Consider the following 25,702-nt stretch of genomic DNA (forward strand, 5'->3'; position numbering starts at 1 on the left):
TTAGAGGTGGTTCTGCCTTATCTACATCCAACATGAATAAACTATCGGTTCAAATTGATCGTGGAATACAGTTAACTATTTCTCGGATAGAGAACTCAGTGACTGTTTAATAAGTTTAATTTAGCAGTATACAAAGAGTTTAATACTCTTTACACTGGTTGGTTAGTTAGGAAGATGACCTCAGCACACTACAAATAGCTGAGGTTTTCTTTTGTCTTGTAGTCAACATTTTAGATTTAATTTCTGACTTACGGCTATCCTTTATTCAATCTTAAACGTTATGTCCACTTCTATATATCACTTTCTTAAAACTAGTATTAAATCATTGTTGTCCGAAAAAGAATCAAGACCGCTGCGCTGTTAGAATAAAGAATCAAGACTTGTTTGCAACTAACTGACAAACAACGATCATTTAAATTAAAATCGCACATTCCCTCTCGGTAGAAACATTTTCTAAAATGCAAGGTCTCATTTCGGAAATCTTCTAATGTCCCTTGCTTTAAATGAGTTTGTTAATTTATTATTTATTTTTATCGGACACTAATGGTATTAAATATATAGTCTTGAATCGTTATTCAATATTGGATAAACATGAAAATCCTCAATAAAAATAATTAAAAGTTAATATTTTGTTAGTAAACTGATTGGGTCAATTTATTTAGGAATTGCACTAATTGGGAGGCCAAATGATCTGTAGTTTTATATAAACTAAAACATATAAATTATGAGCGATTACACAGATAAATTAGGAAACAGATTAAATGATTTATTAGAAAAAAATTATGATGCTGAAAGTGGTTTTAAAAAAGCAGCGGAAAACGCTAAACACGCAGGTTTAAAATCTTATTTTTCAAATAAAGCGCAAGAGCGTTACAATTTCGGTCACCAAATAAAATCGGAATTGCGTAATTTTGGTCAAGAACCTGACGAGAGTGGAAGTGTTGCAGGAGCTGCGCATCGCACCTGGATGGAAGTTAAATCATGGTTCTCTGCAGATGATGACGAATCAATGCTTGAAGAAGCTATTAGGGGAGAAAAAGCTTCTGTGGATGAATACAGAGAAGTTCTATCTGAAATAACTATTCCAAATTCTACAAAACAATTACTAGAGACTCAAAAAACGACTATCGAGCAAGGGTTGAACAATATCAAACGTTTGGAAGATTTAAGATAAGATCTTAAATATTTCATTGAAAAGGACACTTGTAATGAGTGTCCTTTTTTGTTATCACTTCTACTCTTAAAAGAAGTTTTTAGAGCGAAATTATTTGGGTTAGCAATTGCATCATTCAAGTCAAATTTAGCAAGCCATTTTGATTTACTTAGAGTTTTAGATACATCACAATGTTTTACAAGATTTCCAACATCGCCAATAAAGATAGTATTGAAAGAAAATTTCAGGTCTCCTTTCAATTCCCAAATCTTTATGAACCCAAAAAATTAATAGAAGGTTTGAAGGAGTCTACTGTCGCGGTTATTACAAACGCAGAACCCGATAAAGTAACCTATGCCATTTGGGGATTGCTTCCAGAAAACTTTGAAGACAATTGGAGCGTATTCCAGGATGTGTTCAACACTTAAATGTGAGTATGGAAACGCTACAAAGTGGTAATAAGATTTATACTAATGCTCTCAAACAGCGTCGATGCGTAGTGTTAAGTACAGGATTTTATACAACCTTATTGTCAGATGGTTCTGTAGAACGCTGTCTAGTTCATCTTCCAAATTTTGAACCCTTTCCTATAGCTGCTATCTATAATGAGTTGACCGATGGTTTTATCACATGTTCACTGGTGTTAATTCCATCTAATGATTCTTTTAAAAACATCCCGAATCTTTCGGAATTAAAACCGCTAGTTTTAAATGATAAAGAATTAAAACAGTGGTTGGACACCTCAACCCCCCTCTGCGGAATCAATAAAATATATGAAAAACATCATTCGCTGGATTTTGTTTTTGAAGTTGAACCCAGTGTGGTTTAAGGATTTATAGAGTTTGAAATTACGTTGATATTTGGCACAATGTTATGAGTTAAAGTCTTTTTTGATAGGGTTAAGTCTTAAGTACCTTGGGGTTGTACCTTTATATTATAATTAACTTTTAAAACTTAAAACTATGTTACGTTGGACTATTATTTTTATTGTCATTGCTATAATCGCCGCAATCTTAGGATTTGGAGGAATTGCAGGAGCGTCAGCAGGTATAGCTAAAATAATCTTTTTTATTTTTATAGTCCTGTTCATTTTATCTCTATTGAGAGGTGGATTAAAAAAATAAAACTATCTTTATTAACTAAAACCAAAATTTAAATTATGAAAAAACTAATGATGACTTTTGCGGTTCTGTTTTCTTTAGGAACTGCAATGACAACTTTTACAAGTTGTAGAGAAACAAATAAAACGGATGTTGAAAGAGCAGCTGATGATGTTGGAGACGCAGTTGAAGATGCGGCTGACGACGTTGGAGACGCTTTAAATTAATAAATGTAAATTTACATTTTATAAAGAAAGGCCATCATTTAAATGATGGCCTTTTTATTATTCTACATTTTTACTATCGGGTTCAAGATACTTCACAAAATCTGCAGGAGATGTCAGCTGCACGTATTTGTGGCCAATAATCGCAATTGGAGTGGTGAGAACTTCAGGCTGCTTATCGAGAATTTTTAACCAATCCTCTGATTCTAAATCTACATTTTCTCCATAATTTTTCACAAAATCAGGGTGTTCTTTATTAATAAGATCTGAAATAGAAAGTCCTAAACCCTCTGCCAGTTCCGTCCATTGAGTGCCGGTTACTTTAGTTTTCGAAATGTCAATTGCCAATACTTTTTTTTCAGAAGCTGACACATATGCATGTATTTGCTTTCCAATTGAATTTTCAGAATGAAAGTATAATTTTATTTCATTTTCGTCTGTTGAAATCACGCCCATTAAATTTAAAAATTAAAAACTATTTATTAGTAATTCGTATTTTGGTGCCTGCCAATCCCTTATAAAATATGATATTCTCAATTTAAGATAGCAGGATATACCAAGAATTAAATATATAAAAAAAAGACGAGAAAAAGCATTGCCAAAACCAATTGTTAAATAATAAGTTTTAATGATAATACCGAATGTTTTGCGTCAAAATCTCTATTTTTGTAAAGTTCAATATTTAAATTATATTATGTCAGATTCAATCGAGAAAGTAAAATGCCTAATTATAGGATCAGGACCAGCGGGCTATACGGCTGCTATTTATGCTGCTAGAGCAAACATGTTTCCTGTTCTCTACCAAGGAGCACAACCAGGGGGTCAATTGACAACCACAAATGATGTTGAAAATTTCCCAGGGTATCCAGACGGTATTACCGGACCGGAAATGATGATTGAGTTGCAAAAACAAGCTGAACGTTTTGGTACTGATGTTAGAGACGGTTGGATTACTAAAGTTGATTTTTCAGGTGATGTTCATAAAGTATGGGTACAAGACACAAAGGAGATCCATTGTGAAACCGTAATTATTTCTACAGGAGCTTCTGCGAAATATTTAGGAATTCCATCAGAACAAAAATATTTACAATTAGGGGGCGGTGTTTCTGCTTGTGCGGTATGCGACGGTTTCTTCTATAGAAATCACGATGTGGTTATTGTTGGTGCAGGCGATTCTGCATGTGAAGAAGCACATTACTTATCTAAACTATGTAAGAAAGTGACAATGTTGGTTAGACGTGATGAGTTTAGAGCCTCTCAAATTATGCAAGCGCGAGTAAAAAATACAAAAAACATTGAGATTTTATTTAATACGGATACAGAAGAAGTATTAGGTGATGGACAATTGGTAACTGGTGTTAGAGTGAGAAACAATGTAACTGGAGAAGTTAGCGAAATTCCTGCAACCGGATTTTTTGTCGCTATTGGACATAAACCAAATACTGATATTTTTAAAGATTTTTTAAAATTAGACGAAACGGGGTATATTATCAATATCCCAGGAACTACAAAAACAAATATTGAGGGTGTTTTTGTATCAGGCGATGCTGCTGACCATGTTTACAGACAAGCGGTTACTGCTGCAGGAACTGGATGTATGGCGGCATTGGATGCGGAGCGTTACCTAGCTGCAATCGATTCCACATTTGAAGTGAATACCGCTACAAATTACTAAATACCATGTATTAATTTACAGAATATTGAAAGCCGTCTCAAAACTAATTGAAACGGCTTTTTTTATGATTTTCTCTCGGACAGCTGTCCGAGAATGGTTCTCAAATATTCAACTCTCAGATAGGTTGTATAAGTATTGAGACACATTCTTTTTGATTTATAAAAATTTTAATTTTTGCAGGTAAGATCGATTTTTTTAGTTTCAGATTTATATGGCAATCCTATTCTCTGGAGAGCTGCTAAGACTTAAAATAATTCTTTCAAATATTTAAAATTAGATTTTGCTTTATCGATCACATCAGCAGCCTGACCATTCAACATTAGTTTCCCCATTGTGGTCGCAAAACCTTTTACCTGATCAAATTCTAATTTGGGCGGCATGGCCAAAGCATCAGGATCTGTAAAAATATTGACTAAAGCGGGGCCATTGTGGGCCAAAGCTTGTTGGATGGTGTCTTTCACGTTTTCACAAGCATCAACATTCCATGCTTTGATATCCATAGCTTCTGCGACTTTAGCAAAATCAGGATTTTTCATTTCAGTTTGCCATTCTGGATAACCGGCAACCTGCATTTCCAATTTTACCATGCCTAAGGAGCGGTTGTTGAAAATAATTATTTTGACCGGGATATTATACTGACTTATGGTCATCAAATCGCCCAGTAGCATGCTGATACCGCCATCTCCACAAAGCGCTATAACTTGACGGTCTGGCCTGGAGAGTCCCGCACCGATGGCCATAGGCATCGCATTGGCCATTGAACCATGATTGAATGAACCTGTAAGATAGCGGTTGCGCTTACCTTTAATGTATCGGGCGGCCCAAACCGCTGACATGCCAGTATCTACTGTAAAAATAGCATCGTCTGATGCGATCTCGTCAATTACTGAGGCTACAAATTCTGGATGGATAAATTTATCCTTTGATTTTTCATCCACATAAGATCTATATTTCTCCTCCTGGTCGTCGTGTAATTTTCGCATGTTCTTTAGGAATGCGTCGTCTGATTTAGCCTCCAATAAGGGTAATAAAGCTTCTAAAGTGTCTTTAATACTCCCAGCATAACCGTAATCAACCTTAGCGCGGCGGCCTATGCGTTCTGGTTTATGATCAATTTGAATGATGGTATTTTTTTCTGGTAAAAAGGCCGTATAAGGAAAGTCGGTGCCTAATAAAATGACCAGATCTGCTTCGTGCATGGCTTTAAAACCTGATTTACTGCCCAATAGTCCGTTGAGACCAATGGCGTAAGGGTTACTAATTTTATCAAAGAAAATTTTACCCCTGAAACTGTAGCCCATAGGCGCATTAAGTTTTTCAGAAAGTTGCATCGCTTCTTGCTGCGCATCCTTACAACCATAGCCACAAAATAACATTACTTTTTCGTGTGAGTTGATGACTTCAGTCAACTCAGCCAACTCGGCGTTGGCGGGAATCATTCGAGATTTCGTGTAATAATTGGTGTGAGAAGTTGGAATGTCTTCAGCTTCAGCTTCAGACACATCGCCGGGCAAGCCTACCACAGCTACGCCTTTCTTCTCGATGGCGTGTTGAATTGCAGTTTGAAAAGCCTGGGCAGCTTGCTGAGGCGTACTGGCCATTACACAATATGTACTGCAATCATCAAACAATTTAACCACATTGGTTTCCTGAAAATTATCCACTCCCATCTTATCAGTGTTAATGGTCGTGGCAATGGCAATAACGGGATTTCCTGATTTGTTGGCGTCATATAACCCATTGATTAAATGGACGTGTCCAGGACCAGAACTGCCCATACAACAGCCAATGCCGTCGAGCTCTGCATCCATTGAGGCTGCGTAAGCACCCGCTTCTTCGTGCCGTACGTGAATCCATTCTAATCTGCCATCTCTTCTAACGGCGTCATTAATAGGATTTAAACTGTCTCCGGTAACGGCGTATAATCGTTTGACTCCCGCATTTACTAAATTTTCTACTAATAAGTCTGCTACAGTTTTTGCCATGATCTATGCTTTTCTTTTAAAGATAAGGGAAAAAATTATTTTTTGTTAAAACAGCCTTAATTATGTGCTCTCTACAAGGGAAAGCGCATAGCATATTAAACGTAGAAGCGCAAACAATTTAAAATTATGTGGAACACAATAAAAAAGTGAAGAAGGGAAATAGCTAAAAGGAGCGCTCATCACAAAAATTAATTATGCGCTTCTTTAGAATCTATAAAAGAAATCGGGTGTGTGGTAATTATTGTTTTAAAATGACGGATAGTTATTCTACATGCGAATTGAAGTTATTCTTTCATCTGAAGTTTAACTGAGCCTTCAAATTTTGGCAAGGTGATTTTGGGATTATTGTAAAGATACACTTCACTATTCCCTGTAGCAGCTATCGTCACAGAATCATTCACGCGAATGGTTGCAGAACTGCCCATATCCGCAGTTATGTTACAAGTGTTCGTTAAGAATTCTTTGCCGTTAAATGACGACGAATTGTCTACGCGTAACTCCGTGTTGGACAATGTGCCTTCCAAATTGGCGGTAGCGCGTTGGTACATGTCAATCTTGGCAGTTTTGGCATTGAGCAGGGCTTCCATCTTCACATTATCATTTAATATGATTACCGCGTTTGTGGCATTGACATTTAATTTCACTTTAGCTTTGTCTGACGCCGTGTAATTAAACTCATTGGTTTTAATATTTAGGTATGCGCGAGATGATCCAGAGGTTTTTAAGCTGGTGTTTTTCATCTCCAAAGATGTTAAGGATCTTATCTCCCCGTCGTCCAACACTTCAATGGCTTCCAATCCATCTGAATAATTAACTTTAATATTCATGCGTCGGCTAGAGGTAATGCGCTTGCTGGTTTTAAAGGTGAGAGTTCCGTCAACAACATCAAAGAGAATATACTCATGAAGATTGCTATCGGTTTCAATTTCAACTGAAGGTTTACTATTGTAGATAATTTCAACTGAAAAATCTTCGCCTACAACAATTTTGTTAAACGGATCAATGTAGGTTTGTTTAATGGTCACATTTCTATCGCCTTTAATTTTCTCATCGTCTTGAGCGGAGGTGTAGGCGGTAAAACTAAATACCATTAAAAGTGTAAAAATGATTTTATTCATTCTAACGATTTAAAAGGTTATACTAACAAATATAAACAAAAACCATCCCAAACTTTTAAGAAGCTTTGAAATGGTTTTAAAACTCAATATATGTGAGTCGTTGCAAGGGCTATTATTGCGGTGTTATATGTCCAGAAACACCTGCGGATTTCTTAATTTTTTGTGGATTGCCCGAGTATCGAATGTCCCCACCACTTGCCGCATTTGCAATTAATTCTTTTGAAACATTTACCATAATATCAGCCCCTGAAGTGGCTTTTGTTTGCGCGAATACTATCTTCAGACCTTCTGCCTGAATAGTGCTTCCGCTTGATGCTTGGGCTAGAAACTTATCTGCATTTCCTTTCAATGTTACTGTGCTACCACTGGAAGTAGAACAGGTTAGAGCTGTTGTATTCAAATTGAGGTCCATCGCGCTACCACTTGATGTGCGCAGCTCTAGCAATGGTTGAGAAATGGTTTGTGTTCCGTATATCGAACTGCCACTGGCAGCGCTAATCTTGTTAAGGTTTTTAAAACTGACCGTAACGTTCTTTACGGCATGAGAGCTGATGTTTTCTTTTGGGTAAATTTTAAGGATATTATTTTCAATTGTGGTGATGATGAAGTTATGTAAATTTTCGTCAGCTTCTACTGAGATGCTCTCTGAAGTTGTTTGAGTTAGGAATACGTTAAGGCCACCGCTCACTTCAATCTGATTAAATTCTCGATCTACTGTACCTTCTTTAATTTCCACGTTGCCATTGCCGCTCATACCTGTATTAAAATTAACATTACAGGAAAAAAGACTGAGACTCAGAATGGAGGTAATGATGATTTTGATTAATGTACTCATGATTGATGGTTTTTAGTTGGTTGAATTTGATTGTTGATGATGACTTATTGATCGTCGGTAGTAATTTGAATACCATCTCCGTCAATTTTTACCTTTACACGATCTGTAGAGGACTTGATGCCGTCTTGATTTATTTCAATAGATGTGGTATCACTTTTTATCCGGATTCCACTTTCATCAATCCTAATTTCAGAACTGTCGTTAGTTTTGAAATCCTCAGGACAATCCAGGCAGTTGATGTCATTATCCACAACCTGTAAAAAATGGCCTTTTAAGTTTTCATCTTTTGACCTTGAAGTGAAATAATGATTTTTATGAAAGGAATGCGTATTCTTGTCGGCGTATAGAACTGTACCTTCTGGAATGAATAAAGTGACTTCAACTTCTTGATCTCTAAATTTATTCACAAATGCCGTAGTTAAAAAGCCATCCAGCTCCAATTGATTGTTAACTATTGAATACTTATAATTGATTTTTTCCGCTCTACTTTTAGCATTTTGATAAGTGTTGCCTCTAGAGCTCTTGTCAATCCTAATGGAAGCGACAGTATCTTTGGTGGATTTTAAGATCAGCTCAACATCTGTTAAATATAGTAGTTTGTTATCGTTCTCATCATAAATAGGACGCCATTGGCTGCTGTTGCGGCCAAATTGCTTGCTGTAAGTATTATTGTGCGCCATGCTGATATACAAAGTGTCTCTAGCGGTAATATTTATATTCTCCGTTTGTTGCACCATGGCGTCTTCAGTATATTCACTAGCCTGCTTCACGCCAATAACCATCAATCCAATAAGTGATATTAGCCACAATCCGAACAAGGTGAATTTGGCAATTGCACCAATAGATTTCAAATTGTTGACCAATATCTTCAATCCTAAATAGAACAGGAAGAAAAACGGAATGCCGATCGCAAATAAGAGCATCAACGACATGAGCCAGATAGGTACATTTGCAGTGTTGGTTGCTTCAAGAAAGTCTATCCCTGGAATTTCTATAACGTCAGCAACACCCACCGAAAAGAATGCAATAATTAAACCTATTAGCGTACTTACGCCAATAACGATGAGCATGACGCCTATAAATTTGGCAAAGATTTTAAAGATGAACATGATTACATCTCCCAAGGCATCAAAAAAGGTTTTGGAGCTCGATTTTATTCTGTTGCCTTGTTTGGGCAAATCCATGTTTTTCACCGCTTCAGAGACATTATCGAATCCGTCTTTAATCTTTTTTTCGATGTTACTGATGTTCACGGGTTCTCCAGTCATGGTCAGTTTTTCTGCCGTCGTTCGTGCTTCTGGCACCAAAATCCAAAACAAGATATAAATAAGGATTAAAGTACCGCCAGAACCTAGGGCCAATAGAATCCAAAGCAAACGCATCCATATGGCATCTACTCCTAAATAATGACCTAAACCCGAAGACACACCTCCTATATAGGAATTATCAGTATCCCGGAAAAGTTTTTTGGAAAATGAACTTTGATTTTTCTTTTGATAGGTTTTTTCAGGTTCATCTTCAAAAATTTCATCGTCAACTAAATAATCTTCCGGTTGTCCCATGATTGAAATGACCGCGTCAACTTCTTGAATCCGAATAACCTGTTTGTCGTTTTTAACACGCTCGTTAAAAAGTTCAGCAATACGCGCTTCAATGTCTGCGATAATTTCAGAGCGCCCTTGAGAATCTGTAAATGAACGTTTGATGGCCTCCAAATAGCGTTGCAATTTTAAATAGGCATCTTCGTCAATGTGAAAAAATACACCTGCTAAATTTATGTTGACTGTCTTATTCATTTTTAGATTTTTTTGTGTTGGTTACTAAGTTGACGGCGTTTTGTAGTTCACTCCAAGTCGTATTTAATTCGGTTAAGAATAATTTTCCGGTATCGGTTAAACCATAGTATTTACGGGGTGGTCCGGAAGTGGATTCTTCCCATCTGTAATTTAAAAGGCCAGCATTTTTTAGCCTGGTCAGTAGTGGATAAATGGTGCCCTCCACTACAAGCATTTTTGCGTCTTTTAGGGTTTCTAGAATTTCGGCTACATAGGCATCTTCGTCTTTTAGGACAGAGAGTATGCAATATTCCAGGACACCTTTGCGCATTTGTGCTTTAGTATTTTCAATTTTCATAAGTCTCTTCTATTATTTTTAATCAGATGTTCATTTGCTACCCAAGGGCTGGACAGATGCTGAGTTTGTTTAAGGTTGTTTGACCGTGTTTTTGTCATGTCAGAGTTATTTTTAATTAAACTGTTCGTTTTTTGATTGTGTCCAATGGACCATTGATGATTTGATTGATGACCACAACTGTTGTGGCTGATGAAAGTTATTTTAAAAAATTTATGGTAAGCGGATATTTGTAAAACTCGCCATCTCTAGCTTTTAAACTCGCCACCACAATAAAAACCAATTCGAGTATGAACCCTATAACGGCAATTAATATGATAACGAAAACGGATAGGAGGAGCGGGGTAAAGTTGAGCAAATTGTAATTCATACCATCCAATTCAGTAAAATCTAAAAGGTTTACAGGACCCAGTGCATTAAACAATACTAGCGGAATAGTGATGGCTGCTAAAACAACGGCATATAAGAAGACGCTGATTTGAAAATTAATGGCTTGTTTCCCGTGTGCATCTATAAACTCCGATTTATCTTTAGTCGTCATCCATAAAATGATGGGTCCAAGAAAATTCCCAAACGGAATTATGAATCTAGAAAAGGTGGACAAGTGAATACATGTTGCGATATTTTTTGGTGTTGGCTGATCATAATTTATATGTATATAATAGTGGCTTATGCAAATATATATCTAAAGAAAGGTACTATGCAAAGGATAGTAGTGTAATTTAACATAAATTTAACAAATTGGTGTTTCAGATAATTTCAATAATTTAGCAGAACTAAAACTTGATAATGACACTTTCACCCAGAAAATTGAATGCTTTTTTAAGCTTTAAACTACCATCGGCCTATTTATGTGGGGTGAGAACTACTTATATTGACGACCAACAGTGTAAGGTCAGTGTTAAGCACCGATGGATCAATCAAAACCCTTTTAACTCTATGTTTTGGGCCGTCCAGGGCATGGCAGCTGAATTGACCACTGGGGCGTTAATGATGTCTAAAATTAAAGCTAGCGGGAAACCAATTTCAATGCTAGTGGCCAATAATAACTGTTCCTTTACCAAAAAGGCAACAGGGCGTATCAATTTTATTTGCACGGAAGGGCCTAAAATAGATGCAGCAATTCGTGCTGCCATCGCTACAGGAGAAGGACAGACCATTTGGATGAATTCCGTTGGGACTAATGCCGAAGGGGTTGAGGTGTCGAATTTTAATTTTGAGTGGACCATTAAATTAAGAATTTAGAGAGAATTTCTTATAAAATGAAAGCTTTTCTTTACGCCAATTGTAACAATTTTAAAAAACAGCCTACGTATAGATTAGAATAATAAACAATAAACTATTGACATATGAGAGCACACGAAATTGATTATAGGATTTACGGCGAAGAAATGCAGTATGTCGAAATTGAACTCGATCCACAAGAAGGCGTAGTTGCTGAAGCGGGAAGTTTTATGATGATGGATGATGGGATAATGATGGAAACCATTTTTGGAGATGGCTCTGAACAGACAAAAGGTTTTTTGGGCTCAATATTAGGTGCTGGTAAACGCATTTTGACCGGAGAAAGTTTGTTTATGACCGCATTCTACAATGTCCTCTCGGGCAAGCGCAACGTGTCATTTGCATCACCTTATCCTGGAAAGATCATCCCCATTGATCTCACTGAATTTAGAGGTAAATTTATCTGTCAAAAAGACGCTTTTTTATGTGCGGCCAAAGGCGTGAGTGTAGGGATAGAATTTTCCAAAAAATTAGGACGTGGTTTTTTTGGAGGAGAAGGCTTTATCATGCAAAAGTTGGAAGGCGACGGAATGGCATTCGTACACGCCGGTGGGACGATGGCCAAGAAAGAGCTCCAAGCAGGAGAAATTTTACGTGTAGATACGGGATGTTTGGTAGGTTTTACTCAAGATGTCGACTACGATATCGAATTTATTGGAGGCATTAAAAACAAGGTTTTTGGAGGTGAAGGGTTGTTCTATGCAAAATTACAAGGTCCCGGAACTGTTTTTATTCAGTCGTTGCCGTTCAGTAGATTAGCGGCTCGTGTTTGGGCAAGTGCGCCACAGGGCGGTGGTAAGGCTAGAGGTGAAGGCAGCGTCCTTGGCGGGCTCGGCAATATCTTGGATGGTGATAACCGTTTTTAGTGCAAAAAATATACTATTTGTTAAAGTAGCTCTAGTAGGTGGTGCATGTCATTTATTTTTACTAAATTTAGTCAACTTAAAAACTACGCCTATTATTCACCTCTACTTATTAATCATAACCTAAACTAAATAATAATGGCAAGAGCAATGTTTGAGTACACTAAAACTGTACTAAGCAAAGTCAGTTTTGATCCTGCGTTGTTCTGTAGAGAAGTTCAAAAAGCTATTCAACGTTTGTTACCTTATGAACTTGAAGAGCTAAAGGTATTTATCAAAACTTTAATACTACAGAATCCCGATTTAAACCAGTGTTTAATTTATTTAAAAACTGAGTAATAAAAAAGCGACCAACCGGTCGCTTTTTTTATTTTGCTAAGGGACTAATAATTTTTACATTTTGAAACGCTATGGCGCCTCTAATAATTCCGGAGATGACGTTGTGGAGTGCATCAATGATTTGCATTTTCAATTCGCTTTTATGGTAGATAATACTCACTTCTCGTGCGGGCGTTGGCTCATTAAAGTGGTGTAAATTATTGGTTAATTTATCGCTGAGTTCAAGCGTGTGTAAATAAGGTAGTAAAGTCATTCCTAAACCTTCGTTAGACAACTTTATAAGGGTTTCGATACTCCCGCTTTCCAATTGAAAACTCTCATTGGTCTGATCCTTAAACGCTTTACAGAGGTTGATCACCCCATCTCTGAAACAATGGCCATCTTCTAATAATAACATGTCGTCAATTTCAAGATCTGACACATCTATGGTCTTCTTGTTGTACAGACGATGGTGCTCAGGGATATAGCCTACAAAAGGCTCGTAATATAACACCCGTTCTTTAATGTTATCGCTTTCTAAAGGGGTCGCGGCAATGGCGGCATCTAAATGACCGTCTCTAATGCGTTCAATAATATCTTCCGTTGTCAATTCTTCAATTTTTAGCTTGACTTTAGGATATTTTTTAATGAATGCTTTTAAGAACATCGGTAATAGCGTAGGCATAACCGTAGGAATAATTCCAATCCTGAATTCGCCACCTATAAATCCTTTTTGTTGATCCACGATATCCTGAATACGCTCCGATTCATTTACGATATTACGGGCTTGGTGCACAATTTTACGACCTACCTCAGTTAATTCAATTGGTTTCTTGCTCCGGTCAAAAATGAGAACGCTTAATTCTTCTTCTAGTTTTTGTATCTGCGTACTTAAGGTGGGTTGGGTTACGAAACACTTTTCCGCCGCTTTGGTAAAATTCTTATGTTCAGCAATGGCTAAAACATAAGTTAATTGTGTTATGGTCATGGTTATTCATTTAAACTATAAAAATATAAAAACTATCTATAAAAACTATAGTCTTGCGCGTTAATTAAAGCCTAAATTTGAATTAACCCAAAAAAGAATAAGAAGATGACATTAAATACGATTGGTTTAGATGCCAAAAAAGCAAAGGAATTGTCGAAAGACTTGAATGAATTGTTAGCTGATTTTCAAGTGTACTATCAGAACCTGAGAGGCATTCATTGGAATATTAAAGGAAAGCGCTTCTTTGATTTACACGTTAAATTTGAAGAGCTCTATACGGATGCGAATATAAAAGTAGATGAAATAGCGGAGCGCATTTTGACATTAGGAGAAACGCCTTTACATACTTTTGAAGATTATAGTAAGATAGCTAAGGTTAAAGTTGGGAAAAATATATCTCAAGATGAAAAAGCAGTCGAATTAATTGTCGATTCTTTATCAGAATTACTTAAAATTGAGCGGATGATTTTGGATAAGGCCGCTGAAACTGGAGATGAAGGTACCAATGCTATGATGAGCGATTTTATTACTGAACAGGAGAAAACGGTCTGGATGATGAAAGCTTGGTTAGGCGAAACGGTTTAAGTTGAAAAATAAATTACAATATACTATTAAGAAGAGGACTGGTGTCCTCTTTTTTTATGTGCCTATCATTAATAGTTCTCATACTTATCTTGTTCGCCAGAAATAGTAATTGAATTGATTGTTTAAATAGCAATTTGGTGCAGAATTCCTGGAATGTTTAATTAATGGCGCATTTCTAATAATTGTATTAAAGCAAACCTCTCGATTTAATCTCTAGATATTTATTAATGGTATCAATGGTTAAATTTTCGGGCGTGGTCAGTATTGAATACATACCGTATTTCTTCAATTCTTGGCCGATTAGTCGTTTTTCAAAAGCAAATTTTTCTGCGATTACTTTATCATAAACCTGCTGAACTGTGCTAGCCTTATGGTCTACAATCGCATTCAGTTCTGTGTTTTTGAAAAAGATGACCACCATGAGATGGTTCTTGTTAATGGCTTTTAAATAAGGTAGTTGACGGTTAAGACTGTCTAAAGTTTCAAAGTTGGTATAAAGAAGAATCAGGCTGCGTTGGGTAATGTGCCGCTTCAAATGAGCGTACAAGCGGCTGAAGTCACTTTCAAAATAATCGGTTTTTACATTGTAAAGAGACTCCAAAATCAACCGCATTTGTGAACTTCGACGTTGGGCTATGACTCTATTTTCTACATGTTTTGAAAACGTTAGCATTCCTGCTTTATCGTGTTTTTTTAGTGCAATATTACTGATGACTAAGGTCGCATTTATGGCGTAATCTAATAGACTTAAACCATCAAAAGGCATCTTCATGACGCGGCCTGTATCAATTATAGAATAGATGGATTGTGATTTTTCGTCCTGAAACTGATTCACCATTACACTATTTTTCTTTGCCGTCGCCTTCCAATTAATAGTGCGTAAATCATCACCCAGCACATAATCCTTAATTTGCTCAAACTCCATCGTATGCCCAATTCTTCGGATTTTCTTCACGCCATAATCCTGTAAATTATGGTTGATGTTTAACAACTCAAATTTTCGCAGTTGCTTAAAGCTAGGGTAGGTGGGCACCATTGCATCAGCATCAAATGTAAAACGTTTGGCGACTAAACCTAGTTTTGAGGATGCATAAATGTTCAGATGTCCAAAATGATATTCGCCACGTTGTGTCGGTCTTAATTGGTAGGTTAAATTGTGTTCCTGTTTAGGAGGAATGCTTAGCCTGATTTTAAAATCCCGCATTTGAAATTGTACAGGCACTTCATCAATCACCGTGATGTCCATTAGAAATGGATAGAAGTTCTTAAGGGTAACTTCCACCTGGTTCGCATCGCCGTTTGAAAATTTCTCCGGTAACACCCGTTGTCCACTAATCTTGGCTTTTCCTGAAAATACCATGATCATATCAACCATTACTAGTGCCAATGCCAGCATTAATAAGAGTTGAGCCACGACAAATAGTGCCGGCACAAAATAGCTGAACACGAAGAGGGCTATAATGCACAAGCCACTATAAAAAAAACGGGGCTGTATGTAAAAGGCTTTAAAGAAATTCAAGGCTCGTAAGTTTATCTAGGAATTTCTACGGTTTCAATAATCTGTTTTATGACATCTGTGCTCGTTATACCTTCCATTTCACGTTCAGGTGTAACGATAACGCGATGGTGTAATACCGGAATGGCCGCACGCTTGATATCTTCTGGGGTTACGAAATCGCGGCCTGCCATAGCCGCAAAAGCCTTACTGGCTTTCAGAATAGCGATCGACGCTCGTGGTGAAGCTCCTAAATATAAGAATGGGTTATTTCGGGTTGCGACAATTATATCGGCTATATATTTTAGCAAATGTACCTCCACTAACACTTGAGTGACCAATGCTTGATAGCTGATAATTTGTTCAGCGGTTAAAAACGGCGTAATGGCATCTGTCTTTTCGCGGTTTTCAAGTTGTTGTTCCCGTACTAGAATCTCTATTTCCTCTTCCACATTAGGGTATTCGACCACGATTTTGAATAAAAACCGATCCAATTGCGCTTCTGGCAAACGGTAAGTGCCTTCTTGTTCAATAGGGTTTTGGGTGGCTAAGACCATAAATGGCGACTCTAACTTATAGTAATTACCGTCAATAGTAATCTGTTGTTCTTCCATCACTTCAAAGAGTGCGGCTTGTGTTTTTGCTGGAGCACGGTTAATTTCGTCAATCAAAATCATTTGACTGAAAATAGGACCTTTTTTAAATTCAAATTCGGTGGATTTTAGATTAAACACCGAAGTTCCTAAAATATCACTTGGCATTAGATCTGGCGTAAATTGTATTCTACTATAGCCGACGCTTAAAGATTTGGCCATTAATTTAGCCGTAATGGTCTTGGCAACGCCAGGCACGCCTTCAATTAAGGAGTGGCCTTTGGCCAATAAGGATGCTAAAAGCATGTCGATCATGTCCGTTTGCCCAACAATTACTTTGCCTATTTCCTGCTTGAGGTTTTGCACGTTCAGTTGTAATTCCGAAAGATCCAAACGGTTGGTAAAGGTCAAATCTTGGGTGTTATCCTCTTGAGTTATATCAAGACTTGGCGTATGCGTGGTTTGTCCTTCTAAATTTTGTTCGTGTGTTTCCATATATTTATGAATAATATTCTTCAATATGTTTATTGAGTTTCAGAAGATTTTCCTCAAAAAACTCATTTTTTGTCCGTAACCAGGTGATGAAAGTAATGGTTTTATCTACGGTTTCTTTTTTCTTTCCAGACTTTTGAGAGAGTTTAAGGATAAACGCTTCATTTAAAACGGTGGTGTCCAAATTGTAGTCTGATCGTATTTTTTCTAAAAAGTAGGTGATTTTCTTATCAATCAGATTTTTATGATCTTCAGTTTCATAATACAAATTGGAGATGGTCTTTACGAAATTTACAGTCGTGTTTTCTAGGGGTTTCACTATAGGAATAACCCGTTGGCGCCTTTTCGCATTAAAGATCATGAACAACAAGGTTAGAAAAATGGTGAGATACCAAGCCCATTTAAAGGCAGGCTGTTCTAAAAACCAACTCAGCTGCGATTTTTCCTCAGCAGCGCCATACGGCGAATTAAAATACTTGGTATAGGAATCAAAATAAATGGTGGCGTCCGGCAAATAGGAGAGCGCTCCCTCGGTGTAGCGATAGCGCTGATCTTTTAAAATATTATAATTGGTGAAAATTTTCGGTTCTAAATGCAAATAGATACTACCACCTTCAAACGGAATTTCTATAAAATTAACCAACTCCTCGTCGCCTTCTAAAAATCCTAAACTCGTGAAGTCTTCATTTCCAATTTTCGAAAAATAACTAGAACTCTCAATTTTATCGATGTTGGTAGTTTTAGATTTTAAGCCCGCATCACTAAAGCTCATGGTGCTGATGCTGTCTTTATTTTTGATGACCTCTATAGTCAGGTGTAAAGTGTCCATGAGTTTTTGAGGAAAACTGTAGTCTGACAAGAATAACGTGTTGCCCTGACCTGCGAAAATCAGAAGTTCTTCAACATCTGCATCATCTAAATAATCTGAATTGCCAATTAAAATATAATTGCCTTCCGCAATATGCTCGCCATTACCCTCTTCTGAATTCGCATAAAAATAGGTGTATGGAGTATAGTAAATAGTTTTGAGTTTTTGATCCTTAAAGAGTTTGGGTAATTCTTTATAAAACACACTAACACCATAAGGTTTATGGCTTTTTTCATTAAAACTCTCGGTCCAATCTACCGGAGGATTGGTATTATAATCGATGGTTACAGCTAAAGCAATGATGGCGGTAACAATAATGAGGATGATGATGACCAGTTTTTTCATGAGTTCACCTTTTTAATAAGTTGAACAAATTGCTGTTTTGCCACTTGGTATTGTTCCGCATTTAGCGCAAATTCACCGTACCAGGTATAATTATAAATGTAAGAGGTGTAGGCAAAATCTTTACTGAATTTTTGAGACGCCATAGCGTATAGGTAGTCCTCATTGGTTTTATCCTCTGCGTAGGTTATAAAGTTTTTTAGTGTTAAGTGTTTAAGAACTAACATATAATAGTACCTGACCGCCAATCTGTAATCATTGGTGTTTTCGGCACTTTCTATGAGAGCTTTAATATCAGTATGCGCTATATTTTCAACAGAAAACTCCGTTGGATGAATTAATTTGGAATTAGTCTTGGTAGAAAATAGTCGGCTACTGCCATTATTTAAAAGCGTATAGATTAGATAGCCAACTGCCATGATAAGAATGCCAATGAGGAGCCAATTATATACATTAAAATTAAAATTAAATCCATCAGCTTCATCTTCTACAACGTAGGGCTGCTCTTCTGAATAATCAGCGTTTTGGTGTTGCTGTGAGGCGGGACGGGATTTTGCAATGCCATCATAATTATACTTTCTTCCCGAATAAGATTCCTTAAATTTTTGATTAAAACGACGCTCGTTAATAGGTTGTTGTACAGCGTATTTAGTCCGTGCCGATGTGTTCGCGTGGAGCAAAGAACCAAGAACTATAAAAATAAGGGTCAGGTTAAATTTCATCTAAATGAAGGGCATCAATTCTGCTTTCAATTTTTTCTTTACAATACAAGGGTATACCAGATAATAGTAACTGATCATTCCTAAAGTGACTAAGATAATCCCAACGGAAATCATTTTTGGCATTTCTTGAGAATATCTTGTGATAAACCCTTCTAGGAATCCAGCGAAAAAAGTGAAGGGAAAGGTACTGATGACAATTTTAATTCCCGTTTTGGCACCTTGTTTAAATGAGGCAAATCGTGAATAAGTTCCGGGAAAAAGAATGCTCGCTCCTAGAATTAGTCCCGCTGCGGCTTCGATTACAATGGCGAAAACTTCCATCGATCCGTGGATCCAAATGCCTCGGACACTTTCCCAAAAGACATTTTTTTCGTAAAAGAAATATTGAAAAGAGCCCAGCATGATACAATTTTTGAATAAAATATAAACGGTGCCCAATCCACCAAAAACGCCCATAACAAAGGTGATAATGCCCACCCGTAAATTATTTACGGTAATGCCAATAAAACTCCCCCAATTACTTCCACTTTTATAGACCGCCACGGGATTGCCCGCCTCAATATTCTCTAAAGTCATATTGACATATTCATCGCCTAAAATGGAGCGTACAAACTCTCCGTCATTAGCAGCAGAAATGACGCCAATCGTGGTAAATACTGTAAAAATGGCAAAGGCGATATATACAAACTGCCGGTATTGGTACATGATTAATGGCACTTCAGTTTTCCAGAATTCAACAATTCTGTTGCTATCTTCACGTTTGGTCTTGTAAATCTTTTGAAAAGCTTTGGCCGCTAATTGATTTAAGTAGGTAATTATTTTACTTTTGGGGTAGTAGGTTTGTGCGTAGGATAAATCGTTAATCAGTTGGATATATTGAGAAGCGAGTTCGTCCGGATTTTTAAAGTCATTGTTGAAAATAGCGGATTCAAAATTTAGCCATTTTTCCTTATTTTGCTTAATAAACGCCACCTCTCTCATACAGTTGTTAAATTAAAATATAAAATGGCAGAGTTACAAATTAACACCACTCAAAATGTGAAAATAAATTTTACGACCGCAGGAGCTGGTGAGCGTTTGTTGGCATTCATAATTGATACGCTGATTAAACTAGGCTATTTGGCGCTTTTAAACATGACGGTAGGCGCATTTCAGAATATGGACCAATGGTCTCAAATAGGCATTAATACGGTGTTAGGGCTGCCCGTGGTGTTTTACACGCTGGCTTTAGAGTCTGTAATGGAAGGGCAAACCATTGGTAAGCGGTTGATGAATATAAAGGTGGTAAAAATTGATGGCTACCAAGCATCACTTGCAGATTATGTAGTACGTTGGTTTTTCAGAATTGTCGATATCTACATTTTAGGGTTAGGCTTTTTTGTGATCATTTTTAGTAAGAGATCCCAGAGATTGGGTGATATGGCGGCAGGGACTTCGGTGATTCTTTTAAAGGACAAGGTCAATATCAGTCACACCATTTTAGAGGAATTGGACGATGATTTTAAACCGACTTACCCGACGGTCATTAAGTTGTCCGACAATGATGCACGAATTATAAAGGAAACGTTTACCGCGGCAAAATCATCCAACGATTATCAAACCTTAATTAAATTACGCGCTAAAATCACAGAGGTAATAGGCGTAGAGGCGATCAATGGAAACGACATTCAATTTATCGACACCATTTTAAAAGATTATAATTATTACACTCAAAGAATGTAAGCAGCGAACCATATTTTCCTTTTCGGAAAATATGTGTGAGTCGCTTATCCCGCTGTTTAGCGGGATCTCATCATATAATCATCTAATTAAATAAATCTATATATCGGAAAATATGTGTGAGTCGCTTATCCCGCTGTTTAGCGGGATCTCATCATCTGATTACATAATTTAATAGATTTATATTTCGGAAAATATGTGTGAGTCGCTTATCCCGCTGTTTAGCGGGATCTCATCACATAAATATTTAATCAATTAGATTTATATTTCGGAAAATATGTGTGAGTCGCTTATCCCGCTATTCAGCGGGATCTCATCACATATATCCTGATTTAATAATCATATATTTCAAATATATGTGAATCGCTTATCCCGCTTTTTTAGCAGGATCTTAAGAATATAATTTATATTTCGTTAAGAAAGTCTAATAGATGTGAGCAGTTCATCTCGCTGTACAGTGGAATCTCATTTCATAAGTTGCCGATATTTCAGGGAAAGCTTTTCACAAAACTTCTACCAGTCGTTTTGAATGTTGGTATGGTCTAATTTGATTGTTAATTGCTTTAGAATATCATAAGTGAAGAAAGAGAGAAACGTAAAAATTTTTATACATCCCATAATGGTGAATTGCAATAAAGCTGCTCTCATTAGATTGGTGTATATACCCCTCAAACGACTTTCTAGGTTGACTTATTTTTCTAATATTTAAATTTTAATAGTTTAAGTTTAACTTGAAAATATGCTTATAATTGTTTAGTTACAAGAACAATGTGTAATTTTGTTTTAAATAAAATCTTGGATTAATATTGTGAAATTGAACTTACTAAACCAATATCCAAAACCCACTCTTTCCATTTCTCCCGACATTTCTCCCATTAAAGTTTAAATTGATCTTAGGGCTTCCTATCTTTGGCCGCTGAACTTTTTACGATAATTTATGTTTCTACAAACCATAGACATTCTTGGGACCATTGCTTTCGCCATTTCTGGTGTATCCATAGCCATGGATAAAAAAATGGATGCCTTTGGTGTTCTGATCATTGCTTTTGTGACCTCGGTTGGTGGTGGTACCATGCGAGATGTGCTGATTGGGGTGACTCCAGTAGCCTGGATGACGAACATGACCTATGTATACGTGATTTTTGCTGCCACTATTTTTACGGTTATTTTTCGCCGGAAAATTAATTATTTAAGAACCTCTTTATTTCTATTTGACACGATTGGGATCGCCCTGTATACAGTTGTGGGTATTCAGAAAGGGCTGGCCATAGGTCTGCATCCCATCATTTGTATTTCCTTAGGGACCATGACCGCGTGTTTTGGAGGTGTGCTCAGGGATATGTTATGTAATGAAATCCCGGTGATTTTTAGAAAAGAAATTTACGCTACAGCCTGTATTTTGGGAGGTGTTGCTTACTTTGTGTTGAGTCAGTTCCCGATTGAGGATAATGTGATATTTATGGTTGCCGGTTCTGTAGTGATCACTGTACGCTTAATTGCGGTAAAATTCAAAATTAGTTTGCCGAGCCTTTATAAAGCATAAAAAAATGCCACGGATAAACGTGGCATTTTAAAATAAAAGAAAGTTTTAATTATTTTTTCGGAACTGGAAAGCCGCGATCTTTCATTAAAGCTTCAATTTTAGCATCACGACCTCTAAATAAGCGATACGCTTCTGCAGGATCCATAGAGTTTCTAGGTGCAAACAAATAGTTAACTAATTTCTTAGCAACATCTGCATCATAAAAACCGCCCGGAGCTTCTTTAAATGCTTCTGACGCATCACTGGTCAATACATCAGCCCACATATACCCGTAGTAGGCCGTTGCATATCCTTCACCAGAAAACACGTGTCCAAACTGTGGCGTTCTGTGACGCATCACCAATTCTTTTGGCATATTCAGTTCTTTTAAGGTTTCCCGTTCAAATTTGTCAATATCAATATTCTCAGGATCCGCTAAATGCAATTTCATGTCGATTAATGCGGATGCCAAGTATTCAGTGGTACCAAAACCTTGATTAAATGTCGATGCTTTTTTGATTTTCTCAACCAATGCAGCAGGAATAGGTTCTCCAGTTTTATAATGTACCAAAAATTGATTGATCACTTCATCTGTAGACAACCAGCGCTCTAATAATTGCGATTGGAATTCCGTGTAATCTCTTACGCCTCCATTTAAGGTAGGATATTTTACGTTAGACGAGAAGAAGTGGAGTGCATGTCCAAACTCATGGAAAAAGGTTGTAGCGTCATCCCAAGATACTAAAACAGGCTCGCCAGGAGCTGGTTTTACAAAGTTAGAGTTGTTGGAAGCTAATACAGTTTCAGGGCCATCATAAGTGGTGTGGCTTCTGTAGGTTGTTGCCCAAGCGCCAGAGCGTTTTCCTTCGCGAGCAAATGGGTCTAAATACCATAAGCCAATATGTTTACCTGAATCTTTATCAGTCACTTCCCAAACTTTCACATCGTCGTGGAACACAGGAACCGAGCCTTCAGCAACAGGCGTAAATTCATAATTAAATAGGCGACCAGCCGTATAAAATAAGGCTTGGGTCAATTTGTCTAGTTGAAGGTATTGTTTTACTTCTTCGCTGTCTAGATCATATTTTTTCTGACGTACTTTTTCAGCGTAGTAGCGATAGTCCCAAGGTTCAATGGTGATGTTATCGCCATTAGCATTTGCTACAGCTTGCATGTCAGCCACTTCTTCCTTAACTCTTGCAATAGCCGCAGGCCAAACCGCCATCATTAAATCCATGGCATTTTCTGGCGTTTTCGCCATTCTGTCTTGCAAGCGCCATTCAGCGTAATTATCGTAACCCATTAATCCTACACGCTCTTTACGTAGTTTCAGAATTTGGGCAATTAACTCATTGTTATCAAATTCGTCGCCGTTATCGCCACGAGAGTAGTAGTTGTTCCATACTTTTTTTCGCAATTCACGTTCCGTAGAATAGGTTAAAAATGGATCCATGGAAGATCGGGTATTGGTAATGGCGTATTTGCCGTCTTGACCTTTATCCGAAGCTATCTTTGCTGCAGATTTAGTAAAAGATTCTGAGAGACCTCCCAATTGATCTTCATTCAGATACGTTACATAGTTTTCTTCATCATGCAAAACATTGTTGGAGAACTTTGTGTAGATGGAAGATAGTTCCTTATTGATTTCGGCATAACGTTTCTTTTTCTCAGCATCTAAATTAGCGCCGTTCATTTCAAAGCTCTTGTAAGTTAAGTCAACAACACGCTGTTGGTCATCTTCTAAAGACGTGGTTTGTGACGCATCATAAACCGCTTTAATTCTTTGGAACAGCTTCTCGTTTTGAGAAATTTTAGAATTGTAGTCTGATAGTTTAGGAGCTAATTCTGTTTGGATGTCTCTAAATTCAGGAGATGACATGTTGCTGCTTAAGATACCGTAGTAGGTAAACACGCGGTCAAGTTCTTTGCCAGAGCGCTCCATAGCGGCAATAGTGTTTTCAAATGTAGGAGGTTCTGGGTTGTTGGCAATTTTTTCAATGTCCTTCAAGCCGAGTTCCATGCCTCTTTCTACAGCTTCCTTCACATCTTTGACGTTCATTTTGTCAAAAGCCGGAACGCCATCAAAAGGACCGGTCCATTCTTGCAGCAGAATGTTTTCGTTTTTCGCCATAGTGTCTTGTTTTTTTTCGTCGTCCTTACAACTGGTCGTAAAGGCAATTAGCGCACATAAACTCAAGGTTTTAATGTGTCTGAAATTGTGTTTTGTCATTGGTTATAGTGTTGATTTTTAAAGTTTCCAAGATATTGAATTAAAGACTGAAATTTCTTAATTAATCTATAATTTCCACGTTCCTGATGTAGATGTTATGTAATGGCCATTCAGAACCATCTGTTTCCTGGGAAGCTATGGTGTCTACAACGTCCATCCCTTCTGTAACGCGGCCAAAAACAGTATAGTCACCATCTAAATGATGGGCGCCTCCAGGCTTCTGAACGATGAAAAACTGATAAGGAGAAGCTAGTTTATATGGGTTTTCTATCTCGCTGCTCGGCATACTCACGACGCCGCGGTCATGTTGAAATCCGCGATTGGTATCCGTAGGAAGTAGATATTGTCCTATTTTTTGGCGTCGCTCAGCAATCGACATGTCGTCACTACTGCCGCCTTGAATGATGAAATTATTAACAATACGGTAGAATTGAGTATTGTTAAAATATTTTTGCTTGGTTAAAAAGATAAAATTGGCACGGTGAAACTTGGTTTCGTTAAATAGCAAAATATCAATGGTTCCAAAATCGGTAGTAATGCGCACCTTATTCTCTTTGTGTTCCTTCTCGAACTCTAGAAAGAAGTCCATCGCGTTTTTATCGGTGAGTTTTGGGTATTGGCGTTCAGGCTTTTTGTCTGACTTTTTTGCGGCCTGAGAAGTCTGGGTAGCTAAGGAATCTGATGGTGAATTGTTTACTTTTTGACGGGATTGTTTATCTTCACAATTAAGAAAAATGAAAAAAACGCCAATGCACATTAAAATTCTCATGACTAAATGAATTTTGAAACATTTTTAAAATCTATTTCAAAAATAGAACATATTCCACTTCCCGGCCAAGAATCGCAGTTTAAAATGTCCCCGCCGTACCGTAATATATTGATTAGGCAGCAAGAAGAAGCTATGAAAACAGCCAAGCAGGCAGGGGTGATGGCTTTATTTTATCCAGATAGAGAACAGAATACAAAGTTGATGTTAATCTTGAGAAAAACCTACAGAGGGGTGCATTCGGCACAGGTAGGTTTTCCTGGCGGTAAACTGGAAGCTGACGATCCATCCATCGAATACGCGGCTTTACGAGAAACATTTGAAGAAGTTGGTGTGCCATTAGGAATGATAACCGTATTAAAACAAATGACAAGTTTATATATTCCACCCAGTAATTTTACGGTATATCCTTTTTTAGGCATCGCTAAGGAGACGCCTACATTTCTTAAACAAGACGATGAAGTTGAAGATCTTATTGAAGTGAATTTCAGAGACTTCATTAACGATAATCATGTAACGTCACAAATGATAATGACCTCTTTGAAGCAACAAGTTGAGGTGCCTGTCTTTAAATTAAACGGACATACGGTGTGGGGCGCCACGGCCATGATGTTGAGCGAAATAAAAGACTTGTTAAAAACTGTGCTCTAAGTGACGGTTTTTATTAAATTTGTTTTCTAGAATCTGCTGAAAAG

28 protein-coding genes are annotated in these 25,702 nt (G+C 37.3%); 13 read left to right on the forward strand and 15 right to left on the reverse strand.

What is annotated here, in order from left to right; translation table 11 throughout:
* Positions 1–724: 724 nt before the first annotated feature.
* The 5 genes from ES711_RS01195 to ES711_RS16215 all read left to right on the forward strand — a co-directional run bounded on the left by ES711_RS01195 (position 725) and on the right by ES711_RS16215 (position 2,480).
* Positions 725–1,174 (forward strand): ferritin-like domain-containing protein, encoded by a 450-nt coding sequence (locus ES711_RS01195; RefSeq protein ID WP_146888771.1) that lies wholly within the window; start codon positions 725–727, stop codon positions 1,172–1,174.
* 170 nt (positions 1,175–1,344) lie between these two features.
* A complete protein-coding gene (locus tag ES711_RS01200) occupies positions 1,345–1,581 on the forward strand; it encodes a hypothetical protein (RefSeq protein ID WP_146888774.1) in 237 nt (78 codons plus the stop codon).
* A gap of 8 nt (positions 1,582–1,589) precedes the next feature.
* Positions 1,590–1,982, forward strand: coding sequence for an SOS response-associated peptidase family protein (locus ES711_RS01205; RefSeq protein ID WP_146888777.1), 393 nt, complete (start codon positions 1,590–1,592; stop codon positions 1,980–1,982).
* A gap of 133 nt (positions 1,983–2,115) precedes the next feature.
* Positions 2,116–2,277 (forward strand): DUF1328 family protein, encoded by a 162-nt coding sequence (locus ES711_RS01210; RefSeq protein WP_133757642.1) that lies wholly within the window; start codon positions 2,116–2,118, stop codon positions 2,275–2,277.
* Between the two features lie 35 nt (positions 2,278–2,312).
* Positions 2,313–2,480: a hypothetical protein gene (locus ES711_RS16215; protein ID WP_170245217.1), complete on the forward strand. Its 168-nt coding sequence runs from the start codon at positions 2,313–2,315 to the stop codon at positions 2,478–2,480.
* A gap of 57 nt (positions 2,481–2,537) precedes the next feature.
* On the opposite strand, the gene ES711_RS01215 is transcribed toward ES711_RS16215, so the two are convergent.
* Positions 2,538–2,933: an arsenate reductase family protein gene (locus ES711_RS01215; protein WP_146888780.1), complete on the reverse strand. Its 396-nt coding sequence runs from the start codon at positions 2,931–2,933 to the stop codon at positions 2,538–2,540.
* A gap of 238 nt (positions 2,934–3,171) precedes the next feature.
* Between ES711_RS01215 and trxB the strand changes: the two genes are divergently transcribed.
* A complete protein-coding gene (gene trxB, locus ES711_RS01220; RefSeq protein ID WP_146888783.1) occupies positions 3,172–4,152 on the forward strand; it encodes a thioredoxin-disulfide reductase in 981 nt (326 codons plus the stop codon).
* A gap of 245 nt (positions 4,153–4,397) precedes the next feature.
* On the opposite strand, the gene ES711_RS01225 is transcribed toward trxB, so the two are convergent.
* The 6 genes from ES711_RS01225 to ES711_RS01250 form a co-directional block, all read right to left on the reverse strand.
* Positions 4,398–6,137, reverse strand: coding sequence for a thiamine pyrophosphate-dependent enzyme (locus tag ES711_RS01225; RefSeq protein WP_146888785.1), 1,740 nt, complete (start codon positions 6,135–6,137; stop codon positions 4,398–4,400).
* Between the two features lie 284 nt (positions 6,138–6,421).
* On the reverse strand, positions 6,422–7,255 hold the full coding sequence (locus ES711_RS01230; RefSeq protein WP_246139099.1) for a GIN domain-containing protein: 834 nt from the start codon (positions 7,253–7,255) through the stop codon (positions 6,422–6,424).
* 112 nt (positions 7,256–7,367) lie between these two features.
* Positions 7,368–8,090, reverse strand: coding sequence for a head GIN domain-containing protein (locus ES711_RS01235; RefSeq protein WP_146888788.1), 723 nt, complete (start codon positions 8,088–8,090; stop codon positions 7,368–7,370).
* Between the two features lie 44 nt (positions 8,091–8,134).
* A complete protein-coding gene (locus tag ES711_RS01240) occupies positions 8,135–9,886 on the reverse strand; it encodes a PspC domain-containing protein (protein WP_146888791.1) in 1,752 nt (583 codons plus the stop codon).
* Positions 9,879–10,223 (reverse strand): PadR family transcriptional regulator, encoded by a 345-nt coding sequence (locus tag ES711_RS01245; protein ID WP_146888794.1) that lies wholly within the window; start codon positions 10,221–10,223, stop codon positions 9,879–9,881. Before ES711_RS01245 ends, ES711_RS01240 begins: the two co-directional genes overlap by 8 nt.
* Positions 10,224–10,419: 196 nt before the next feature.
* A complete protein-coding gene (locus ES711_RS01250) occupies positions 10,420–10,872 on the reverse strand; it encodes a DUF4870 domain-containing protein (RefSeq protein WP_146888797.1) in 453 nt (150 codons plus the stop codon).
* A 137-nt stretch (positions 10,873–11,009) separates the two neighbouring features.
* On the opposite strand from ES711_RS01250, the gene ES711_RS01255 reads away from it, so the two are divergent.
* From ES711_RS01255 to ES711_RS01265, 3 genes are all read left to right on the forward strand, one after another.
* Positions 11,010–11,465 carry a DUF4442 domain-containing protein gene (locus ES711_RS01255; protein WP_146888800.1) on the forward strand — a complete coding sequence of 152 codons (456 nt, stop codon included), beginning with the start codon at positions 11,010–11,012 and terminating at the stop codon, positions 11,463–11,465.
* A gap of 104 nt (positions 11,466–11,569) precedes the next feature.
* Positions 11,570–12,370: a TIGR00266 family protein gene (locus ES711_RS01260; protein ID WP_146888803.1), complete on the forward strand. Its 801-nt coding sequence runs from the start codon at positions 11,570–11,572 to the stop codon at positions 12,368–12,370.
* 135 nt (positions 12,371–12,505) lie between these two features.
* Positions 12,506–12,706: a hypothetical protein gene (locus ES711_RS01265; RefSeq protein ID WP_146888806.1), complete on the forward strand. Its 201-nt coding sequence runs from the start codon at positions 12,506–12,508 to the stop codon at positions 12,704–12,706.
* Between the two features lie 28 nt (positions 12,707–12,734).
* Here ES711_RS01265 and ES711_RS01270 read toward each other — a convergent pair whose 3' ends face one another.
* Entirely contained in the window at positions 12,735–13,673 is a 939-nt protein-coding gene (locus ES711_RS01270; protein WP_146888810.1) for a LysR substrate-binding domain-containing protein, read from the reverse strand.
* Positions 13,674–13,778: 105 nt separating this feature from the next.
* Here ES711_RS01270 and ES711_RS01275 point away from each other — a divergent pair, with 105 nt between their 5' ends.
* A complete protein-coding gene (locus ES711_RS01275; RefSeq protein ID WP_146888812.1) occupies positions 13,779–14,258 on the forward strand; it encodes a Dps family protein in 480 nt (159 codons plus the stop codon).
* Between the two features lie 187 nt (positions 14,259–14,445).
* Here the strand turns inward: ES711_RS01275 and ES711_RS01280 are convergent, their stop codons facing one another.
* The 5 genes from ES711_RS01280 to ES711_RS01300 are packed head-to-tail and all read right to left on the reverse strand — an operon-like array spanning position 14,446 to position 19,751.
* Complete coding sequence (locus ES711_RS01280) at positions 14,446–15,777, reverse strand: DUF58 domain-containing protein (RefSeq protein ID WP_170245218.1); 1,332 nt, start codon at positions 15,775–15,777, stop codon at positions 14,446–14,448.
* A gap of 11 nt (positions 15,778–15,788) precedes the next feature.
* Entirely contained in the window at positions 15,789–16,841 is a 1,053-nt protein-coding gene (locus ES711_RS01285; RefSeq protein ID WP_146888815.1) for an AAA family ATPase, read from the reverse strand.
* A 4-nt stretch (positions 16,842–16,845) separates the two neighbouring features.
* Complete coding sequence (locus ES711_RS01290; RefSeq protein ID WP_146888818.1) at positions 16,846–18,051, reverse strand: DUF4350 domain-containing protein; 1,206 nt, start codon at positions 18,049–18,051, stop codon at positions 16,846–16,848.
* Complete coding sequence (locus ES711_RS01295) at positions 18,048–18,770, reverse strand: hypothetical protein (RefSeq protein WP_146888821.1); 723 nt, start codon at positions 18,768–18,770, stop codon at positions 18,048–18,050. Before ES711_RS01295 ends, ES711_RS01290 begins: the two co-directional genes overlap by 4 nt.
* The gene (locus tag ES711_RS01300) at positions 18,771–19,751 is read right to left on the reverse strand and encodes a stage II sporulation protein M (RefSeq protein ID WP_146888823.1); all 981 of its coding nucleotides are present in this window, start codon (positions 19,749–19,751) and stop codon (positions 18,771–18,773) included. It abuts the gene before it with no gap.
* 24 nt (positions 19,752–19,775) lie between these two features.
* Here ES711_RS01300 and ES711_RS01305 point away from each other — a divergent pair, with 24 nt between their 5' ends.
* Positions 19,776–20,492, forward strand: coding sequence for an RDD family protein (locus ES711_RS01305; RefSeq protein ID WP_146888826.1), 717 nt, complete (start codon positions 19,776–19,778; stop codon positions 20,490–20,492).
* Between the two features lie 934 nt (positions 20,493–21,426).
* Positions 21,427–22,032, forward strand: a complete 606-nt coding sequence (locus ES711_RS01310) for a trimeric intracellular cation channel family protein (protein WP_146888828.1) — start codon at positions 21,427–21,429, stop codon at positions 22,030–22,032.
* Between the two features lie 49 nt (positions 22,033–22,081).
* Here ES711_RS01310 and ES711_RS01315 read toward each other — a convergent pair whose 3' ends face one another.
* Complete coding sequence (locus ES711_RS01315; RefSeq protein WP_146888831.1) at positions 22,082–24,241, reverse strand: M3 family metallopeptidase; 2,160 nt, start codon at positions 24,239–24,241, stop codon at positions 22,082–22,084.
* 61 nt (positions 24,242–24,302) lie between these two features.
* Positions 24,303–25,010, reverse strand: a complete 708-nt coding sequence (locus tag ES711_RS01320; protein WP_146888834.1) for a peptidylprolyl isomerase — start codon at positions 25,008–25,010, stop codon at positions 24,303–24,305.
* 6 nt (positions 25,011–25,016) lie between these two features.
* Here ES711_RS01320 and ES711_RS01325 point away from each other — a divergent pair, with 6 nt between their 5' ends.
* Positions 25,017–25,658 (forward strand): NUDIX hydrolase, encoded by a 642-nt coding sequence (locus tag ES711_RS01325; protein WP_146888836.1) that lies wholly within the window; start codon positions 25,017–25,019, stop codon positions 25,656–25,658.
* The last annotated feature ends 44 nt before the right edge of the window (positions 25,659–25,702 follow it).

The organism is Gelidibacter salicanalis (genome assembly GCF_007997285.1).
GTDB classification, from domain to species: Bacteria; Bacteroidota; Bacteroidia; order Flavobacteriales; family Flavobacteriaceae; genus Gelidibacter; species Gelidibacter salicanalis.

Bases quoted from the DNA above. Each gene is read 5' to 3' on its own strand.
- ES711_RS01225 (WP_146888785.1), bottom strand. From the start codon at position 6,137: ATGGCAAAAACTGTAGCAGACTTATTAGTAGAAAATTTAGTAAATGCG.
- ES711_RS01270 (WP_146888810.1), bottom strand. From the start codon at position 13,673: ATGACCATAACACAATTAACTTATGTTTTAGCCATTGCTGAACATAAG.
- ES711_RS16215 (WP_170245217.1), top strand. From the start codon at position 2,313: ATGAAAAAACTAATGATGACTTTTGCGGTTCTGTTTTCTTTAGGAACT.
- ES711_RS01210 (WP_133757642.1), top strand. From the start codon at position 2,116: ATGTTACGTTGGACTATTATTTTTATTGTCATTGCTATAATCGCCGCA.
- ES711_RS01290 (WP_146888818.1), bottom strand. From the start codon at position 18,051: ATGAAAAAACTGGTCATCATCATCCTCATTATTGTTACCGCCATCATT.
- ES711_RS01205 (WP_146888777.1), top strand. From the start codon at position 1,590: ATGGAAACGCTACAAAGTGGTAATAAGATTTATACTAATGCTCTCAAA.
- ES711_RS01325 (WP_146888836.1), top strand. From the start codon at position 25,017: ATGAATTTTGAAACATTTTTAAAATCTATTTCAAAAATAGAACATATT.
- ES711_RS01310 (WP_146888828.1), top strand. From the start codon at position 21,427: ATGTTTCTACAAACCATAGACATTCTTGGGACCATTGCTTTCGCCATT.
- ES711_RS01295 (WP_146888821.1), bottom strand. From the start codon at position 18,770: ATGAAATTTAACCTGACCCTTATTTTTATAGTTCTTGGTTCTTTGCTC.
- ES711_RS01315 (WP_146888831.1), bottom strand. From the start codon at position 24,241: ATGACAAAACACAATTTCAGACACATTAAAACCTTGAGTTTATGTGCG.
- ES711_RS01305 (WP_146888826.1), top strand. From the start codon at position 19,776: ATGGCAGAGTTACAAATTAACACCACTCAAAATGTGAAAATAAATTTT.
- ES711_RS01260 (WP_146888803.1), top strand. From the start codon at position 11,570: ATGAGAGCACACGAAATTGATTATAGGATTTACGGCGAAGAAATGCAG.
- trxB (WP_146888783.1), top strand. From the start codon at position 3,172: ATGTCAGATTCAATCGAGAAAGTAAAATGCCTAATTATAGGATCAGGA.
- ES711_RS01230 (WP_246139099.1), bottom strand. From the start codon at position 7,255: ATGAATAAAATCATTTTTACACTTTTAATGGTATTTAGTTTTACCGCC.
- ES711_RS01200 (WP_146888774.1), top strand. From the start codon at position 1,345: ATGTTTTACAAGATTTCCAACATCGCCAATAAAGATAGTATTGAAAGA.
- ES711_RS01320 (WP_146888834.1), bottom strand. From the start codon at position 25,010: ATGAGAATTTTAATGTGCATTGGCGTTTTTTTCATTTTTCTTAATTGT.
- ES711_RS01285 (WP_146888815.1), bottom strand. From the start codon at position 16,841: ATGGAAACACACGAACAAAATTTAGAAGGACAAACCACGCATACGCCA.
- ES711_RS01240 (WP_146888791.1), bottom strand. From the start codon at position 9,886: ATGAATAAGACAGTCAACATAAATTTAGCAGGTGTATTTTTTCACATT.
- ES711_RS01255 (WP_146888800.1), top strand. From the start codon at position 11,010: ATGACACTTTCACCCAGAAAATTGAATGCTTTTTTAAGCTTTAAACTA.
- ES711_RS01195 (WP_146888771.1), top strand. From the start codon at position 725: ATGAGCGATTACACAGATAAATTAGGAAACAGATTAAATGATTTATTA.
- ES711_RS01245 (WP_146888794.1), bottom strand. From the start codon at position 10,223: ATGAAAATTGAAAATACTAAAGCACAAATGCGCAAAGGTGTCCTGGAA.
- ES711_RS01215 (WP_146888780.1), bottom strand. From the start codon at position 2,933: ATGGGCGTGATTTCAACAGACGAAAATGAAATAAAATTATACTTTCAT.
- ES711_RS01265 (WP_146888806.1), top strand. From the start codon at position 12,506: ATGGCAAGAGCAATGTTTGAGTACACTAAAACTGTACTAAGCAAAGTC.
- ES711_RS01300 (WP_146888823.1), bottom strand. From the start codon at position 19,751: ATGAGAGAGGTGGCGTTTATTAAGCAAAATAAGGAAAAATGGCTAAAT.
- ES711_RS01235 (WP_146888788.1), bottom strand. From the start codon at position 8,090: ATGAGTACATTAATCAAAATCATCATTACCTCCATTCTGAGTCTCAGT.
- ES711_RS01275 (WP_146888812.1), top strand. From the start codon at position 13,779: ATGACATTAAATACGATTGGTTTAGATGCCAAAAAAGCAAAGGAATTG.